General features: G+C 62.6%; 16 protein-coding genes and 1 tRNA gene. 9 read left to right on the forward strand and 8 right to left on the reverse strand.

Annotated elements, in window-relative coordinates; all coding sequences use genetic code 11:
* Positions 1-267: 267 nt before the first annotated feature.
* Positions 268-1218 (forward strand): hypothetical protein, encoded by a 951-nt coding sequence (locus FJV77_RS23870; protein WP_210246568.1) that lies wholly within the window; start codon positions 268-270, stop codon positions 1216-1218.
* Between the two features lie 82 nt (positions 1219-1300).
* Positions 1301-2512, forward strand: coding sequence for a hypothetical protein (locus FJV77_RS23875; RefSeq protein ID WP_142869058.1), 1212 nt, complete (start codon positions 1301-1303; stop codon positions 2510-2512).
* A gap of 60 nt (positions 2513-2572) precedes the next feature.
* Here FJV77_RS23875 and FJV77_RS23880 read toward each other — a convergent pair whose 3' ends face one another.
* The 3 genes from FJV77_RS23880 to FJV77_RS23890 all read right to left on the reverse strand — a co-directional run bounded on the left by FJV77_RS23880 (position 2573) and on the right by FJV77_RS23890 (position 7131).
* Positions 2573-5998 (reverse strand): acyl-[ACP]--phospholipid O-acyltransferase, encoded by a 3426-nt coding sequence (locus FJV77_RS23880; RefSeq protein WP_246691370.1) that lies wholly within the window; start codon positions 5996-5998, stop codon positions 2573-2575.
* Positions 5999-6091: 93 nt separating this feature from the next.
* Positions 6092-6379, reverse strand: coding sequence for a YiaA/YiaB family inner membrane protein (locus FJV77_RS23885; protein WP_142869059.1), 288 nt, complete (start codon positions 6377-6379; stop codon positions 6092-6094).
* Between the two features lie 65 nt (positions 6380-6444).
* Positions 6445-7131, reverse strand: a complete 687-nt coding sequence (locus tag FJV77_RS23890; protein ID WP_142869060.1) for a PspA/IM30 family protein — start codon at positions 7129-7131, stop codon at positions 6445-6447.
* Between the two features lie 108 nt (positions 7132-7239).
* On the opposite strand from FJV77_RS23890, the gene FJV77_RS23895 reads away from it, so the two are divergent.
* Positions 7240-7848 (forward strand): TetR/AcrR family transcriptional regulator, encoded by a 609-nt coding sequence (locus FJV77_RS23895; protein WP_142869061.1) that lies wholly within the window; start codon positions 7240-7242, stop codon positions 7846-7848.
* Between the two features lie 237 nt (positions 7849-8085).
* On the opposite strand, the gene FJV77_RS23900 is transcribed toward FJV77_RS23895, so the two are convergent.
* Together FJV77_RS23900 and FJV77_RS23905 are read right to left on the reverse strand one after the other, a co-directional pair.
* Positions 8086-8877 (reverse strand): DUF1194 domain-containing protein, encoded by a 792-nt coding sequence (locus FJV77_RS23900; protein WP_142869062.1) that lies wholly within the window; start codon positions 8875-8877, stop codon positions 8086-8088.
* A gap of 274 nt (positions 8878-9151) precedes the next feature.
* Positions 9152-9227: transfer RNA gene (locus FJV77_RS23905), tRNA-Ala, on the reverse strand.
* A 162-nt stretch (positions 9228-9389) separates the two neighbouring features.
* Between FJV77_RS23905 and FJV77_RS23910 the strand changes: the two genes are divergently transcribed.
* Positions 9390-9680: a YggT family protein gene (locus FJV77_RS23910; protein WP_023668602.1), complete on the forward strand. Its 291-nt coding sequence runs from the start codon at positions 9390-9392 to the stop codon at positions 9678-9680.
* A gap of 13 nt (positions 9681-9693) precedes the next feature.
* Positions 9694-10005 (forward strand): DUF167 family protein, encoded by a 312-nt coding sequence (locus tag FJV77_RS23915; protein WP_142869063.1) that lies wholly within the window; start codon positions 9694-9696, stop codon positions 10003-10005.
* Between the two features lie 171 nt (positions 10006-10176).
* Here the strand turns inward: FJV77_RS23915 and FJV77_RS23920 are convergent, their stop codons facing one another.
* The 3 genes from FJV77_RS23920 to FJV77_RS23930 are packed head-to-tail and all read right to left on the reverse strand — an operon-like array spanning position 10177 to position 12949.
* On the reverse strand, positions 10177-11058 hold the full coding sequence (locus FJV77_RS23920; RefSeq protein ID WP_112561284.1) for a MurR/RpiR family transcriptional regulator: 882 nt from the start codon (positions 11056-11058) through the stop codon (positions 10177-10179).
* 50 nt (positions 11059-11108) lie between these two features.
* On the reverse strand, positions 11109-12176 hold the full coding sequence (ugpC, locus tag FJV77_RS23925; RefSeq protein ID WP_142869064.1) for a sn-glycerol-3-phosphate ABC transporter ATP-binding protein UgpC: 1068 nt from the start codon (positions 12174-12176) through the stop codon (positions 11109-11111).
* Between the two features lie 2 nt (positions 12177-12178).
* A complete protein-coding gene (locus FJV77_RS23930) occupies positions 12179-12949 on the reverse strand; it encodes an SDR family oxidoreductase (protein ID WP_185970408.1) in 771 nt (256 codons plus the stop codon).
* A 177-nt stretch (positions 12950-13126) separates the two neighbouring features.
* On the opposite strand from FJV77_RS23930, the gene FJV77_RS23935 reads away from it, so the two are divergent.
* The 4 genes from FJV77_RS23935 (at position 13127) to FJV77_RS23955 (ending at position 18011) form a co-directional block, all read left to right on the forward strand.
* Entirely contained in the window at positions 13127-14359 is a 1233-nt protein-coding gene (locus tag FJV77_RS23935; RefSeq protein WP_142869066.1) for a sugar ABC transporter substrate-binding protein, read from the forward strand.
* 467 nt (positions 14360-14826) lie between these two features.
* Positions 14827-15696, forward strand: a complete 870-nt coding sequence (locus FJV77_RS23945; protein ID WP_142869068.1) for a sugar ABC transporter permease — start codon at positions 14827-14829, stop codon at positions 15694-15696.
* A complete protein-coding gene (locus FJV77_RS23950) occupies positions 15693-16517 on the forward strand; it encodes a carbohydrate ABC transporter permease (protein ID WP_142869069.1) in 825 nt (274 codons plus the stop codon). Before FJV77_RS23945 ends, FJV77_RS23950 begins: the two co-directional genes overlap by 4 nt.
* A gap of 18 nt (positions 16518-16535) precedes the next feature.
* The gene (locus tag FJV77_RS23955) at positions 16536-18011 is read left to right on the forward strand and encodes a M81 family metallopeptidase (protein ID WP_142869070.1); all 1476 of its coding nucleotides are present in this window, start codon (positions 16536-16538) and stop codon (positions 18009-18011) included.
* The last annotated feature ends 71 nt before the right edge of the window (positions 18012-18082 follow it).

Below are 18082 nucleotides of genomic sequence, written 5' to 3' on the forward strand. Positions count from 1 at the left end.
GGTGTCGAGCGAAGCTCGACGGAGTGGGGGTCGACTGTTCACCAGCAGCATTGATCGGAAATCGGTCGGTTAAACCGGAGCAATCTCGGATGCTGAGCGCCGCAGTTCTTGCGACAGCCGAAAGTATGCCGCCATCGGAATGCCGGTATTGCAGCTATTCTTTTACCTTGTTGCGACCAACCAGGCGTTGTCGTCTTCGGGTTTACCGCACCTTAGGCTGACGCGGCCATGATAGATTAGGCGTCAGAGCCCAGGGGACAAACAATCTTGCTCAAGGCGGTTCTGCAGTTGCTGCCGGGTCGGTTCATGGATGTGCGCATGCGCGTGTCCGACGGCTACGAGACGCGCGTCGTCGAGCGGCCCGGGCGTTGGATGAAGGCGGCCGATCTGGAGCAGTTGAGCAGCGATCTGCGGCTGGTGGCGTCGAAGGCGCTGAAGGCGGGCAGCCTGACCTATGGCGTGTTTTCCGGTGACCGCAGCCGGCTGGAGCATTCCATCATCACCATTGTCTACAGGCGCAGCGACGGGCGGCCGATCGCCTTCAACGCGCTGGCGTTGATGGAAGTCACGTTGGCCGGCAAGCCCTATGAGGTGCTGCATCTGGGCCTCGTCATGGTCGATCCGGACGAACGCAGCCGGGGCCTCAGTTGGATCCTCTACGGCTTGACCTGCTTCCTGATGTTCCTGCGCAATCAGCTCAGGCCGATCTGGATCTCCAACGTCACCCAGGTGCCGGCCGTCGTCGGCATGGTCGCCGAAGCCTTCACCAATGTCTTTCCGGGACCGCATGCCGGCGCGCGGCGCTCGCTGACCCATGTGCTTTTGGCGCGGCAGATCATGGCGCGCCACCGCCATGTCTTCGGCGTCGGACCCGAAGCCGGTTTCGACGAGGAACGCTTCGTCATCACCAATGCCTATACGGGCGGTTCGGACGATTTGAAGAAGAGTTTCGACGAGGCGGCCAAGCATCGCGACGAGGCCTTTAACGAATTCTGCCGCAAGGAGCTCGACTATGGGCGCGGCGACGACGTGCTGCAGATCAGCCAGATGAATTTCCAGGCGGCGCGCACCTATCTCGCCGACGCAGTGCCGCGCGGCTCGCTGGCCGCTTTGGCGGTGGCGGGTGCCGCCGCCACGCTGCAGCGGCTGGTGCTGCCGGTGGTGCACTGGGCCGATTCCAGCCGCCAATGGAATGTGTTGCGACCATGGACACGCTGACGCCCGCGGTCATCGATGAGACGTTCCGCGCCATCGGGTTGGCGAACGGGCCCGGCGCAGCCTTGCATCCGGTTTCAGGGCGATGAGTTTCGACAATACCGTCATTGCCGACACCATCACCTCGCTGGCGGCGCTGGCCGGGCTGCTGATCGTCATTTCGGTGGTCGGCGGACGCGATACCGGCGATCCGCTGTCGCGGCGCTTCCTGTTTGGCTTGCGGGTGCTGGCGGTGCTGCTCGCCTGCCGCATTCTCGACTGGACCACGGGCTTTGCGCTGTTTCGCTTCGTCACCATCGCGGCGGCCGGCCTGCTGCCGCTGGCGGCGCTGCTTTTGACCGAGGGCCTGCTGCGCCGGCACGCGCCGTTCGCGCTCAAAGTCTTCGCCGCCGGCGGTGCTGCGCTGTTCTTCCTGCTGGCGCTGATCCCGGAACGCTTTGCCGAGCCATGGCGGATGGCGATGCTTCTGGCCTTCCAGTTCGGTGGCTTTCTCGCCATTGGCTGGCTGGTGATGACGCGCGACCGCGACAGCCTGTCGGCGGCCGAAAACCGCACGGTGGAGCGCATGGCGCTGTCGCTGCTCTTGATCCTTCCGTTCATGGTCACCGACTACCGGCCCGGCCTGTTCGAGGTGCCGGTGCGTCTTGGCGGCATCGCCATCCTGTTCCTGTGCTGGCTGACGATCGGGCTTGGGCGGGCGAGCCTCGGCCATCGCGACACGATCGGCGCCTTCGCCGTCATCGCGCTGAGCTCGGTGTTTGCCGGCCTGGCGCTGGGCGGCATCGACGATCTCGGCTGGCGCGGCAGCGTGCAGGGCGTGGTGATCGTGCTTTCGGCGACGCTGCTGGCGGTGATCTACAATGACAGCGTCAGCCTCACCGCCGAAAAACGCCGCGACTCGCTGCTGAAGCATATGGCCGAGGGCGACCTCACCGATTCCGCGCGCTTCCTGCGCGGGCTGCAGCACCATATCCTCGTCGACGGCGCCTTGATCCTGCCGGCCGCCGACCTCGGCGATTTCGACCTCAAGGTGTTGGCGCGGGCGCTGGAACAGGAGCCGGTGCGCTCGGTCGCCGATATGAAGCTAGATGCGCCGGTCGACCAGGATATACGCGAGCAGCTGGCCTGGCTGTTCGAGAAATATGAGGCGACGCATGTGCTGCTGGCGACGCTCGAGCCGCTGACATTGGTGGCGCTCAATATGCCGGCGCTGGCTTCGTCGCCGGGGCTGGAGATGGAACTGCGCGCCGTCCAGCGCATGGCGATGCTGATCTCGCAGCGGGAGACCAAGGCATGATGGACAACGCGCTGCTTTCCCGTTTTGTGCCGACCCGTTCAGCTATCAAGATGCATTCGATCAGGCGGCCTTGGTCTTCATGGCTTCTTCGTCGCGTACCATTTTGGTGACGGCGGCGAAGTCGAGCTTGCCGGAGCCGAGCACCGGCACCTTTGAGACGACCCGCACTTCGGCCGGCACCATCAGGTCCATGGCGCCATTGGCCTTGGCGAAGGCCAGGAAGTCCGCGCGGGTGGCGCCGGGTGCCTCGGTGATGAGGATCAGCTTTTCACCCTTGCGTGCATCCGGCACGGTCGCGACCGCCGACAGCGAGCCCTTCCACAATTCGCCGGCCAGCGCTTCCACCGCCGCCAGCGAGATCATCTCGCCGCCGATCTTGGCGAAGCGCTTGGCGCGGCCGCGAATGGTGATGAAGCCGCCCTCGTCAATGGCGACGACGTCGCCTGTATCATGCCAGCCATCCTCAAGCGGTTCGAGCACGCCGGGCTTCTCGGCCCGGAGATAGCCGGCCATGACATTGGGTCCGCGTACGAACAACCGTCCGCCGTCGTCGACGCCAGGCACCGGGTCGAGGCGATATTCCATGCCGGGCATGATCTTGCCGACGGTTCCGGAGCGATTGTACATCGGCGTGTTGATCGAGATCACTGGCGCCGTCTCGGTGACGCCGTAGCCCTCGAGGATGCGCACGCCGAACTTCTCCATATAGGTCATGCGCGTTGCTGCCTTGACCGGTTCTGCGCCGGCAAAACAATAGCGTATCGAGCGGAAGTCGTAAGGATGCGCGGTGCGCGCATAGCCGGAGAGGAAGGTGTCGGTGCCGAAAATGATGGTCGCGTTCGAGGCGTAGATCAGTTCCGGCACGATGCGGTAGTGCAGCGGCGAGGGGTAGAAGTACACCGGCACGCCCGAGATCAGCGGCAGCACCGTGCCCGCGGTCATGCCGAAGGAATGGAAGATCGGCAGCACGTTGAACACCTTGTCTCCCGAATGGAAATCGATGCGCGACGCCGCTTGGGCGGCATTGGCCAGGATGTTGCGATGGGTCAGCACGACGCCCTTGGGCGTGCCTTCCGAACCCGAGGTGAACAGGATCACCGCCGGATCGTCCGGCAAGCGCTTCGCGCGCGGCGTCGACTTGCGCAGCAGGCCAAGCAGCTTGTCCTTGAGACCGATGGTCTTCCTGAGATCGTCGAGCCAGACGATGTCGACCGAGCGGCCGAGTTCCTCGACCACAGCGCCGAGCTTTGCCTGTTCGACGAACGCGCGGGAGGTCAGCACGGTCCGGACTTCAGCCGCTTTGCAGGCAGAGAGTATGTTGGCGGCACCCGCGGTGAAGTTCATCATCGCCGGCACCTTGCCCGCCGACATGACGCCGAGCAGGGCTGCGCAGGCGCCGTTGGCATTGGGCAGCATGATGCCCAGCGTCTGCTGGTCGGCATACATGTTCTGGAACTTCTCGCCGAGAACGGCAACGGCCGTCAAAAGCTTGCCGTAGCTGAGCGAACCGGTGACCGGATCCTCGACGGCGAGCTGTTTCAAGCCGCGTTCGTTGGCTGTCTGGATGATCTTTTCCAGCACGGTCTTGTCGATGTCCTGGGTGCGGAAGACGAGATCCGACATCACCTGATAGAGGGCGGAGCCTGCCGCGGCGCGGCGCTTGCGGCCCTTCAGTTCCTGCGGCACTTCGAGCTTCACCGGTTCCAGAATGGTCACCTTGACCTTCGGGAACAGACGGCGGCGGACATGCTGCGAGCTCAGCCGCGAGAAGTAGGTCTTCTCCAGCCCGTCGATACGCACCGGCACAACCATCGAGCCGGTCTTGTCGGCGACCATGGCGGCGCCGTCATAGACCTTCATCAGGCCACCGGTGACGGTGATGCGGCCCTCGGGGAAGATGACGAGCGGGTCGCCACCCTGCACGACCTTGATCAGCGTACGCGTCGACATCGGCTTGGCCGGGTTGAGCGGCAAGGCGCGGGCAAGTTTCATGAACGGCTTCATCCACCACGCCTGGGCGATGAAGTAGTCGATGGCGAAGACCGGCTCCTCATCGGTCAGCGTCAGCGCCAGCGGACCGTCGAGGAAGCTCACATGGTTGAGCGCCAGGATCGGCGCCTTGCCGGCTGCCTTGAGGTTGTCCATGCCCTCGACCTCCAGGCGCAGGAAGGCGCGGAACAGGATGGAGACGAAATCGCGGAAGGGGTTGGTCGGCAGGAATTTCAACATCAGCCAGGCAGCAATCGCATTGGCCGCGGCGAGGCCGAACAGAATGCCACCGGTAGAGACTTTCGTCTGGATCACGGCGACAACAATACCACCGACCGTCATGAAGCCGGCATTGACGATGCTGACGGCAGCGACGACACGGGCGCGGCGTGCCTCGGGCGACCAGGCCTGCACGGCGGCAAAGGTCGGCACCACCAGGAAGGCGGCTGCAATGGCCATGCCGGCGAGGTCGATGGCAACCCGGATCGTGTTCGGGCCAGCGAAGAATGCGCCAAGGGTTTCCGCCAGGGGCGAAGGCGTCATGCTGGAGATCGTCCAGGCGAGATGCAGGCCGAACAGCGCCAGCAGCGCCGTGCCGACCGGTGCCGGCAACAGCACGATGCGGCCCTGCGACATCCAGGCGGCGATGGCCGAGCCGATGGCGATCGAGACGGCGAAGACCGCGAGATAGACGGTGACCGCCATCTCGTTGCCGCCGAGCGAATCCTTGATCAGGGTCGGCAGGATCGAAAGCACGATGGCGCCGATCAGCCAGAACCAGGACGTCATCAGACCGGCGCGCCAGATGCGCATGTCGGTGCGCAATTCTGCGACCTGACGCCAGGTCGAGCGGAAGATGTTCTTGTCGATGACGAGGTCGGGCGCCGCCGAACCGGTGGACGGGATGTAGCGGCTGACGAGCCAGCAGCCGACGGCCAAGGCCATCATGATCGGTCCGAAGACCGCGACGCCGATGCCATCGGCGGAAACGACGCCACCGGCAATGGTGCCACCGAGGATGGCGGCAAAGGTGGCGGACTCGATCCAGGCGTTGGCCTTGGGCAGTTCCTTGCGCTCAAGGTGATCGGGCAGGATGCCGTATTTGATCGGCCCGAACAGCGCCGAGATGATGCCGAACATCAGCAGCGCCACCATCAGCACGGGAATGGACGACAGCGCGATGCCGACGACGGAGACACCCGCGGCGGCGATCTCGGCGAATTTCAGACGTTTGGCGATGAGGGCCTTGTCGAAGCGATCGGCGATCTCGCCGCCAAGCGCGGACAGGAACAGGAAGGGGGCCATGAAGACGGCGCCCGCCAGAGTGACCAGAGACGCCGCCTGGTCCGCCGCCAGCGTGAACAGAATAAGAAACACCAGCGTGTTCTTCAGGAAATTGTCGTTGAAGGCGGACAGGAACTGCGTCCAGAACAAGGGCGCAAAGCGCCGGGACGTCATCAGATGAGCTGTCGGACGGTTGATCGGGGCGATTTCCATAGCGGCGACTTCCATTGGGCAAGACCATTGAAATCCTGGTTGGATTGATCAGCGGTCTTGCGCGGTTTGAGCCTTGTTTTAGCGGGAACCCGGTTACACTTCGTTACTGCGGCTGACTTCCATCAACAGCTTCTCGGTCTTGGCGTCTTCAAGCCGGTTGATGAAGCGGCTGGACTCTTCCGAGTCGCGCAGCGTCTTGGTGATGGTGATCGAGGTGTGCACGAGCATGATGGCGGCCATGGCATAAAAGCCCTTTGCGGCGAAACTTGCTTCCATGAAGTAGATGCCGCCTGCCATCATCGCAGCGGCAACGACGAAACTGGCCATGGTGAAGGTCTTCCAGGCGGCTGTGTCCTTGGGTGCGTAGGTGTTGGGGGTCATCGGTATAGTCCTTTCGTTTCAGGGTTAGGTTGGTTGGGTGTTGATCTGTTTCAGGCTGGATACAATCAGGCCGGCTTGGTCATCGTCTTCGTCAGCCGTTCGAGCACGGCGTCGGCGCTGCTCCTCAGCGGTGCGCCGCAGCCTGCGGCCGCGAGCTTCTCTGAGACCGCGGCCGGATCGCCCGACTGCTCCATCTCGGCCATGGCAGCCGCGGTGGCGTCGATCTGCTTTTGCCGTGTGCGCAGGCGCAGCAGCGTCTCCTCGGCGTCCTTGAGCGCCGACAGGCTGGAGCCCGGAGCGCTTTCGCGCAGACGCTGGGTCGAGTCGACGGCGGCAACGATGCGCTGGCCGCGCTGCAATTCGCGCAGGCGCATTTCGGAGACGCGAATAATCCGCTTCAGCCGTTCGATCTCGGTGCTGAAGCTCTTTTGCGCCTCGCTGGAGGCATCGCGTTCGGCTTCCAGCATGGCGATGGTTTCCGCCGCCTCGCGGGCCAGTTCATTTTGTCCCTGCTCGATCGCGGCGATGGTGCGCTTCTCCAAATCGTCGATGCGGACGACCAGTTTCTTGAACTGCGCGACTTCCTGTTCGTTCTGGGCGATGGCAATTGCGACCGCGCGGCGGGCAGCGGCGATGGCGTCGGCGCAATCGCGGATCTGCTGGCGCAGGATCACCAGCGCGTTGCGGTCGGCGACCACCTCGGCGGCTTCGTAGCTGCGACCGCGGACGAGAGCAAAAAACTGTTTCAACATTCCCGTTTCTCCTCTATGAACGTTGTTCACGAATGCAACGTAACACATTGTGAACAGCGTTCAAGAGCAAAATGAACGGTGTTCATCAATTTCGTATAGGGAAGGTTAATGACGGCAAAACGGGACGCCAAACGCGAGGATCTCAGGGGCAGGCTGATCGAGGCCGCGCAAGCGCGCATTCAAGCCTCCGGTCTCGCCGGCCTGCGCGCACGCGACATCACGGCCGATGCCGGCTGCGCTCTGGGCGCGCTCTATACCGCCTTCGCCGACCTCGACGAGCTCATCCTGCACGTCAATTCGATTACGCTGGCGCGGCTGGGAGAGGCCTTGCAACAGGAGGCGACGGGCGCCGCAGAGCCAAGGTCGAGGCTGAAGGCGCTGGCCAAGGCCTATCTCGGCTTCGCCCGCGACAACCGTATGGCGTGGAAGGCGCTGTTCGAACACCGCATGGCGCCAGGCGTGGCGGTGCCCGAATGGCACCTGGCCGAACATGCGGTGCTGATCCAGCACCTGGTCGAGCCGCTTGCCCAACTGCTCCCGGCGCTGGACACGCCGGACCTGCTGGCCCGCGCCCGCACGTTGTTTTCCGCAGTGCACGGCATCGTCGCCATCTCGCTCGAAGACCGGTTCATCGGCCTCGCGCCCACCGACCTCGAAAGCGAGCTGCTGGGTTTCGTCGACACGCTGGTGAGCGGGCTGAAGACGGAAAGAGAGTGAGCTGTGGCGATCGGCTCTTGCCTCACCGCTCTCTGCCCTTATGAAGATCGTGGCGCGGACTGGCCTGTGATTCAGGTCAGCTGAAACGAGTGGATAGTCATGGGCAGCGTAAACTGGCGCGGCCGGCGGTTGGTCGGTCGCTTCTATCTCTAGACGGTGCTCTTCGTCGTAAGCGGCTCGCCGAGCGGCGCGGGCATCAAGGAACTCTTGGGGCGTACCTGACTGCCATTAGCGCTACTAAGAACGCGCCTCACCGGAGATAGAGCTCAATTCTCGCACTAGCTTGTTGATTATCGCCCAGTGAAATTCAGCGGAGCTGTTGGCCGGAATGACAAACGAGCCGGGCCCTCCGATAACGTGCCGTTCATAATATTCCGTAGTCGTCTCGCCGTTTTCAACTTCAGCGCCAATTGGTAGGCCGTTGATGACGATTGCTTTCTGAAGCGCTCTCCGGCGGCTGTCCTCAAGTGAAGATCCGTCATTGTTTGTTCCGTCGCCTGAAATATCGATGATCCTGCGCAATGTTGGGACAGGAAGTTTGTCAAGGGCAACAACAGATACATCGATGGCGTATGAGATCGATGTTTTCGAGCCGTGCGGAGCAGAGCGCTCCCTTTCCGACTTTCTCCGAATGGCTTCTGCGATAAAAGAAGCGTCATTTGCGTCGGACAGAATGGCCCAGTCCACCCGAGTTTCCAAGGAGCCGAAGCTCGACCATTCAACGAACGTGACAGCGATCCTGCCGTGCATACCCTCTTTGATCACCTTCAGCACGTCCGCCGATTCCAACGCAGATGCGTAGCTCTCGCGTTGTAAAGCAGCCTCGGTGTCGTTGATGGAGCCGGACATATCGGCCGCAAGAACGATCGCGACATCGACTTCGTCGGTTGAGTCTTCAAGAAACAATTTCTCACGAATTTCGCAGAAGCAAAAATCCTCGGCATCAGAACTGTCTTGAACAGGCTGGCCTGCGATCACCAGTATTCTTAACAGTCCCGCGCTTAAAATGGCGGAGGAGAAAATTTGCATCTCCCACCATCCCCCGAATTCACAGGTGCCCCCGAATTCACAGGTGCCATGTCGCCCACTTCCGACCAATGAGGCATATTAGTCACAATTAATATGAAACGACAATTCCCTCAGCCGAACCAGGGTGAGCGATCACCACGAAGATTCTCAGGATCTCCCACCGCAGAGACTCGGTTCGACCCCCGCCACAAACCTCGAAAGTGGGGACGGAAATGGGGATACCCAAGACCGCGCGTGGATTACGCAACGATTGCTAGTAGTTGAGGAATTCCGCTGGTGGAGCTGAGGAGGATCGAACTCCTGACCTCGTCATTGCGAACGACGCGCTCTCCCAGCTGAGCTACAGCCCCGTCCAGCGGATGGCGCATTTATCGAAGGCTGCGGTTTCCTGTCAAGGCGCGGTTTTGCCGAAACACCAAAAGGGGCGGCCTTTGCCCACCTCGTGCGGCAGAAGGCGGCCCTTGCCGGTTTCGTGCGCAATGGCTACATGTCGGCAACAATTGGAGACCGGCATGCTCGCCCTCATTCAAACAATCGTCATGGCGCTCGACCTCTACTGGTGGGTCATCATCGCCTCAGCGATCTTTTCCTGGCTTTATGCCTTCAACGTCGTCAACTCGCGCAATCAGTTCGTCGGCAGCATCGGCAACATGCTCTACCGGCTGACCGAGCCGGCGCTGCGGCCGATCCGTCGGTTCATGCCCGACCTTGGCGGTGTCGACATCTCGCCGATCATCCTGCTTTTGCTCCTGTTCTTCCTCAGGCAGCTCATTCTCACCACGATAGCGCCGCTGGTCCTGTGAGGTCGAAGATCGCTTGAGCGCGCCTTTTCGTACCCGCGAGAATGGCATCGACCTGTTCGTCCGGCTGACGCCGAAGTCTTCCGCGGACAGGCTTGAAGGCGTCGAAATATCGGCGGACGGGCGAAGCTATTTGAAGGCGCGCGTGCGCGCCGTGCCGGAGAATGGTGCGGCCAACGCCGCGCTAGAGCGGCTGATTGGTAAGGCGCTCGATGTGCCTGCATCTACCGTGTCGGTTGTCGGTGGAGGTACTTCACGGTTGAAGACACTGCGTGTCGCGGGTGATCCGGCTGTGCTGGCGCTGCGCGTTGAAACGCTCAGCGGCTGATCGAAGATCCAGCGTTGCGGCATGTACACCCTTGATCTGTCGGCGGGTCAGCGCCCCCTCTGTCCTGCCGGCTTTCGTTGCTCGCAAAGCCAAGCAATTGGCTTTGCGTCCGCTATGCGGACCGCTCCTCAACCCCCACGAGGAGGGAGATTGGCAGCTTCCGCGTCGCTCTCAATCCCCCAGCGGCAGCTTCGGATCATCGACCTTCAGCGTGTTCACGCTCTGCTTGATGCGGCGCAGGTTTTCGAGAACCCTGGGTCCGCGCGTCTCGGCGACAGATGTGACGATCATGTCGACGATCGACAGCAGCGCATAACGCGATGAGGTCGGCTTGTAGATGTTGCCGTCTTCCAGCGACTGGAACTGAATGACCGTGTCGGCGGCCTTGGCAAGGGCTGAGTCCGGCGGGGTGATGGCGATTGTGGTCGCGCCATATTGCTGGGCAACCTGGACCGCATCGATGACCGAGCGCGCATAGCCGGACACCGAAAAGGCAATCAGCGTCGTCTCCGATGTGGCGACCGCGGCATACATGCGCTGCAATTGCCCGTCGATCTGCGCCAGCACCGGCACACCCAGCCGAAACAGCCGGTTCTGCATTTCCGTCGCCATCATCGAGGAAATGCCGCCGGAGCCGATGCACAGCACATTGCCTGAATTGACGATGCGCGCGGCGACGCCCACCAGCGTCTTCATGTCGAGGTTTTCTGAGGCGCGCTGGATGGCGGCTATCGCCGCTTCGGTGATGGCCGAGGCGATGCGCTGCTCGCGCGCATCGCGGCTGAGCGGCTCGGGCGACAGATACTGGCCGCCAATGGCGATGGCCTGCGCCAGATAGAATTTGAAGTCGCGCAAGCCCTCGCAGCCGAGATTGCGGCAGAAGCGGGTGACCGTCGGCTCGCTGACGCCGACACGCGCGGCGATCTCGGAGATGGCCGCCTTGGAGGCGAAGTCGAGATCGGTCAGCACGAGGCCGGCCAGCCGGCGGTCCGATTTCGTACCATCCTGCAACATCAGCTGCAGCCGCGTGATGATGTCGGCCGGCGTTTTCATCTCTGGGTTGTCGTCTTCATCTCTGGATTTTCGTTTTCATACCGGCGCTTTCATAGCGGCAGGCCCGTGGCCTTGTCGAACAGATGGATGTTGCCCGGCGCGACGGAGACCGGCAGCATTTCACCCGGCTTGACCTGTATCCGGTCGCGGAACACGGCGCGCACGGTGTCGGCACCGATGGCGCCATAGACATGGGTTTCCGAGCCCGTCGGTTCGACGACATCGACCTTGATCGCCATGGCGTCGGTAGCCTCGCCGATGATGAAGTGTTCGGGCCGGATGCCGGCCTCGACAGTGCTGCCTGCCGGCACCGTCTTGCCGTCGAGCGCCAGTCGCCCGCCGCCGGCCGACTCGAACCAGCTTTTCTCGGGCGTGGTCTTCAGCGCGCCGGACACGAAGCTCATCGACGGCGAGCCGATGAAGGAGGCGACGAATTTGTTGGCGGGACGGTCATAGAGCTCCAGCGGCGCGCCGACCTGCTGGATCTTGCCGCGGTCCATTACCACGATGCGGTCGGCCATGGTCATGGCTTCGATCTGGTCGTGGGTGACATAGACGATGGTCGATTTCAGCCGCTGGTGCAGCGCCTTGATTTCGGTGCGCATCTGCACGCGCAATTGCGCGTCGAGATTGCTGAGCGGCTCGTCGAACAGGAACACCGAGGGCTCGCGCACGATGGCACGGCCCATGGCGACACGCTGGCGCTGGCCGCCCGACAGCTCCCGGGGGTAGCGGTCGAGATAGGAGAACAGGTTGAGGATGCCCGATGCCTTTTTGACCTTCTCATCGATGGCAGGGCGCGCCTCGCCGCGAATCTTTGGACCGAAGCCGATATTGTCCGCCGCCTTCAGGTGCGGGAACAGCGCATAGGATTGAAAGACCATCGCAATGTTGCGCTGCTGCGGCGGCAAATCGTTGGCGCGCACGCCGCCGATCAGCAGGTCGCCCGAAGTGATCGGCTCCAGCCCGGCCAGCATGCGCAGCAAGGTCGACTTGCCGCAGCCGGAGGGACCGACCAGCACGACGAATTCGCCGCTTTTGATGTCGAGGCTGATGTTTTCGAGGATCTTGTGACGTCCGAAGGATTTCGACAGGTCGCGGAACTCGACGTCGGTCATGGTCAGGCTCCCAAGATATCGTCGATGAAGGGCAGGAAACCGGCGGTCAGTCCGGCGTCGACCGGCACCACCGCGCCTGTTATCCCCGATGCGCGTTCCGAGGCGAGGAAGGCCACCGCCTCGGCCACTTCCGCGGCATCGACAATGCGGCCGAGCGGATAGAGCCGCTGCAGCTTCCCCAGAATATCAGGGTTCTTGGCCAGGCGATGGTCCCAGGCGGCGGTGCGGATCGAGCCGGGGCAGACGACATTGGCGCGCAGGCCGCTGCGTCCGAGCTCAACCGCGACCGATTTCGCATAGGCGTTGATGCCGGCCTTCGCCGCCGCATAGGCGGGGTTGCCGAAATGGGAAATCGCATTGACCGAGGAGATGAAAACCACGTTGCCCGAACCACGCGCGGCCATCGCCTTGATCAGCGGATCGGCGAACAGCATCACCCCGGTCAGATTGAGGTCGAGTTCGTGCTCTATTCTGTCGGGGGTCAACGCCGCAAGCGTCTCGGCGCGCGTCCAGCCGGCATTGTTGATCAGGATGTCGGGGACGCCGTCTTTCTCGAGGATCGCTGGTATCGCCGCCTCGATGGAAGCCCGGTCGAGCAGGTCGAAGACGTGGCGCGACGCCAGATGCGGACTGCCGAGTTGATCTTCCGACTGGTCGCAGCCGACGACCCGCGCGCCGCGCTCGGCCAGCAGCGTCACGATGGCCGAGCCGAGGCCGCCGCCGGCGCCGGTTACCAGCACAGTCTTGCCTGCAAATTCGGCCTTTGAATCCACCCTGCGCGTCTCCTCGGGTCCACGATAGTCGCAAAACGCTATTTTAAGAAATGTAATTAAGCAACAGGATAATCTGCTTGCGCAGCGGCAAATGATAGATAATGTAGGAAAGTCACATAAAGCCGAGGCCGCCTGAAAGCCGCAGGTGCGCAGGCGCCAATCAATGGGAGAGATCATATGACGCTTGCGAAATGGACCATAGGGCTGATGGCCGGAATGAGCATGCTGGCGATGACGGCGCAGGCGGACGCCGGCGAAGTGCGCGTCACCGTCGCCGAATACAGCGCCAAGACCGGGCCGTATTTCGAAGCGGTGAAAAAGGAATTCGAAGCCGCCAACCCCGGCATCACAGTCAAGTTCGAAGTGGTGCCATGGGAAGTGCTGCTGCAGAAGCTCACCACCGACATCACCGGCGGCACCAATGCGGATCTGTCGATCATAGGCACGCGCTGGCTGATCGATTTCGTCCAGCAGGATGTCGCCGAGCCGCTCGACGGCTACATCAAGCCTGACTTCAAGGACCGCTTCATCGACACCTTCCTGTCGCCCTCGATCATGGACGGCAAGACCTACGGCCTGCCGATCGCCGCTTCGGCGCGGGCGATGTACTACAACAAGGAATTGTTCGAGAAGGCCGGCATCGCCAATCCGCCGGCAACCTGGACCGAACTGCAGGAAGATGCGCGCAAGATCAAGGCGCTGGGCTCCGGCACGTTCGGTTTCGGCCTGCAGGGCAAGGAGATCGAGACCGACGTCTACTACTACTATGCGATGTGGTCGCAAGGCACCGAGATCCTCAACAAGGACGGCACGTCCGGCCTCGGCACACCGGGCGCGCTCGAAGCCGCCAAGCTCTACAAGTCGATGATCGACGAGGGCCTGACGGAACCGGGCGTCACCTCCAACAACCGCGAAGACGTGCAGAACCTGTTCAAACAGGGCAAGGTCGGCATGATGATCACCGCGCCCTTCCTGTCCAACCAGATCAAGGACGAGGCGCCGAACCTGAAATATGGCGTTGCCGCCATTCCGGCCGGTCCGACAGGTGCGCGTGGCACCTACGGCGTCACCGATTCCATCATCATGTTCAAGAACTCCAAGAACAAGGATGAGGCGTGGAAGCTGCTCGACTTCCTGTTCACCACCGAGCAGCGCGCCAAGTTCACGCAAGGGGAAGGCTTCCTGCCGGTGAACAAGGAAGAGGCCAAGATGGATTATTATGTCAACAATGCCGATCTCGCCGCCTTCACGGCGTTGTTGCCCGACGCCCGCTTCGCGCCCGTCATCCCGGGCTGGGAAGAAGTCGCCCAGATCACCTCGGATGCCATGCAGAAGATCTATCTTGGCGGTGACCCCGAGGCAGGCCTGAAGGAAGCGGCTGATAAGGCCAACGCGGTGCTGAAGAAATAGGGCGTATCTCCCTGCGCCCGGCGCGCCCCTAGAGATCGGGGCGCGCCACATCTTGCAGACTTGAGCAGTAAGATAGTTCGTCGATGTCAGCGCTGCCCCAGCCGGGCTCTTTTCCTCTCCCTCCGGAGGGGGGAGAGGTGGCTCGGCGAAGCCGAGACGGAGTGGGGGAACCACTTGGCAACCGCTGCGAACGAGATAGGACCGGCACTAGGCGCAAGCATCGCCTCGCCCTGCGCCCAAGGGTCGACCCCCCCACTCCGTCGAGCTTCGCTCGACACCTCTCCCCCGATCGACGGGGGAGAGGAAGGGCTCCCTTCCGCAACCGCTGCGGAGGACGGGCAGGTGAGGGGCAGCGCAAACGTCTGCAGGAAACTCAAATCCTGGAGCGCTGCTCCAGAACGATATGCGAGACTGATCCGAGCTGGCACGCCAGCGCTACTGATGTTCAACGGGTACGAAACCGGCCGATGCAAAATCGTTTCTTGCCCTATCTCTTGACCTTGCCCAGCCTGTTGCTGGCCGCGGTCGTCATCTTCTGGCCGGTCTGGGACCTGATCCAGATCTCGACGCATGATGTCAGCCGCTTCGGCCAGCTGCGCGACTTCAACAATTTCGCCAACTACGCCGCCTTCCTCGCCGATCCCGATTTCCTGGCAGCGCTCTGGCGCACCGGCCTGTGGACCGTGCTGGTGGTCGGCGGCGCGCTGCTGTTGTCGGTTCCTGTGGCGATGATCCTCAACACCGATTTCTACGGCCGCGGCATTGCCCGCGTCATCATCATGCTGCCCTGGGCAGTGTCGCTGACGATGACGGCGGTGGTCTGGCGCTGGGCGCTCAACGGCGAAAGCGGCATGCTGAACTCGGCGCTGATCGGGCTCGGCCTGATCCATGAGAACATCCAATGGCTGGCGCGCGCCGAGACGGCATTCCCGATGCAGGTGCTGATCGGCATATTGGTGACGGTGCCGTTCACGACGACGATCTTCCTCGGCGGCCTGTCGTCGATCCCCGACGATCTCTACGAGGCGGCGGCGCTGGAGGGTGCGACGCCGCTGCAGCAATTCCGCGAGATCACCTTTCCGCTGCTGAAACCGTTCATCAACATCGCCATCGTGCTCAACACGATCTACGTCTTCAACTCGTTCCCGATCATCTGGGTGATGACCCAAGGCGGGCCGGCCAACTCGACCGACATATTGGTCACCCATCTCTACAAACTGGCTTTCCGCATCGGCAAGCTGGGAGAAGCGTCGGCGGTGTCGCTGCTGATGTTCGCCATCCTTTTGATTTTCACCATGATTTATGTGCGCCTGGCGATGCGGGAGCAACGCACATGACGCCAAAGCTGAAGCGCACCATCATTGCCTGGCTGCTGCTTTCGCCGCTGCTGGTGGTGACGATCTTTCCCTTTGCCGTGATGTTCCTGACCGCGGTCAAGCCACGACAGGAAGTGCTGTCGCCGACATGGTGGCCGAGCGAATTCCGCTGGTCGAATTTTGCCGACATGTGGGTGGCGACCGGCTTTGGCCAGGCGCTGGCCAATTCGCTCTATGTCTCTGTCATCGCGACGGTCGGCGCAATCCTGATCTCGGTGCCGGCCGCCTACGCCATGTCGCGGTTTCGTTTTGCCGGCTATGGCGCCTTCCGCCAGTTCCTGCTGATCTCGCAGATGATCTCGCCGATCGTGCTGGTGCTCGGCCTGTTCCGGCTGATGGCCGCCTGGGGGCTGATCGAATCGACCACCGCGCTCGGCGTCATCTACATGGCCTTCAACGTTGCCTTCACGGTATGGATGCTGCAGAGCTATTTCGACACCATCCCGCGCGATCTCGAGGAAGCCGCCTGGATGGAAGGCGCCGGCCGCTGGCTGACCTTGCGAAAAGTGTTCCTGCCGCTCTGCCTGCCGGCGATCGCGGTCACCGCCATCTTCACCTTCATCAATGCCTGGAACGAGTTCGTCGTCGCACTCACCATGCTGCGCAGCCAGGAAAGCTACACGCTGCCGATCCAGGTGTTCTCGCTGGTCGCCGGCCGCTATACGATCGAATGGCACCATGTGATGGCGGCGACGCTGCTGGCGACGCTGCCGGTGGCGATCCTGTTCATCTGGCTGCAGCGCTATCTCGTCCGGGGGCTGGCGCTCGGGGCGGTCAAATAGCCTTCTTACGGAGCTTCCATGCGCATCTTTACCGCCTCGCTGGCGACGGAAACCAACACCTTCTCACCGGTGCCGACCGATCGGGCGTCGTTCGAGATGGCGTTCTATGCCGGTCCGGGAAAACATCCGGACACGCCGACCTTGTGCTCGTCGCCAATGGTCGCGCTGCGCCGGCGTGCAGCCAAGGATGGGCTGACCGTCATCGAGGGCACCGCCACCTGGGCGGAGCCGGGCGGCCTGGTGCAGCGGCAGACCTACGAGGCGCTGCGCGACGAGATCCTCGGTCAGTTGCAGGCAGCGTTGCCGGTCGACGCCGTCATTCTCGGCCTGCATGGCGCCATGGTCGCGCAAGGCTATGACGATTGCGAAGGCGATCTGCTGGAACGAGTCCGCGCGATGGTCGGGCCGGATGTAGTGATCGCGGTGGAGCTCGATCCGCACAGCCATCTGACGCCGAAGCGCGTCGCGGCGTCAAACATCATGGCCTACTTCCTCGAATTCCCGCACACCGATTTCTACGAGCGCGGCGAGCATGTCGTCGAGCTCGGGTTGGCTGCCGCGCGCGGCGAGATCAAGCCTGCTATCTCGACCTTCGACTGCCGCATGATCCAGGTTCTGCCGACCAGCCGTGAGCCGATGCGCTCCTTCGTCGACCGCATCAAGGCGCTGCACGGCAAGGATGGCGTGCTGTCGGTCTCGGTCATCCACGGCTTCATGGCGGCCGACGTGCCGGAAATGGGCACCCGCATCCTCGTCGTCACCGACAATGACAAGGCCAAGGGCGATGCGCTGGCGGAGAGGCTGGGGCGCGAGCTCTATGCCATGCGCGAGAAGACGGCGATGACGATGCTGAACACCGCGGACGGCATCGAACGGGCGCTGGCCGTGCGCAAGGAAAACCCGGACAGACCGGTGGTCATCGCGGACATATGGGACAATCCCGGCGGCGGCGTCGCCGGCGACGGCACCGTCGTGCTGCGCGCCATGCTGGCACGCGGCATCGACAATGTCGGCGTGGCGACGATCTGGGACCCGATCGCGGTCACCTTCTGCCAGGCGGCGGGCGAAGGCGCCGTCATCGACCTGCGCTTCGGCGGCAAGGCCGGTCCGCTGGCCGGCGAACCGATCGACGCGAAGGTGCGGGTGCTGAAGGCGGTTCCGGAGGGCTGGCAGAGCTTTGGGCCGAGCCGGGTGACGCTCGGGCCGACGGCGCTGGTGCGCATCGAGGGCACCGCGGTCGATATCATCCTCAACACCAACCGCACACAGACCTTCGAGCCGGATATTTTCTCCAACATCGGCGTCGATCCGATGAGCAAGGCCATTTTGCTGATCAAGTCGACCAACCATTTCTACGCCGGCTTTGAGCCGATCGCGGCGGAGATTATTTATCTGTCGGCACCGAGTTCGTATCCGAGCAATCCGGCGGTGACGGACTACAGGAAGCTGACGCGGCCGGTGTGGCCAAGGGTCAAGGATCCTTGGGCGGTGTAATCTCCCCCCTTGGGGGGGAGATGTCGCCGAAGGCGACAGAGGGGGTCCTTGCGCGTGAAGCGCTAGCCTCC

Origin of the sequence: Mesorhizobium sp. WSM4306 (assembly GCF_007003975.1) — a bacterium.
Classification (GTDB): domain Bacteria; phylum Pseudomonadota; class Alphaproteobacteria; order Rhizobiales; family Rhizobiaceae; genus Mesorhizobium.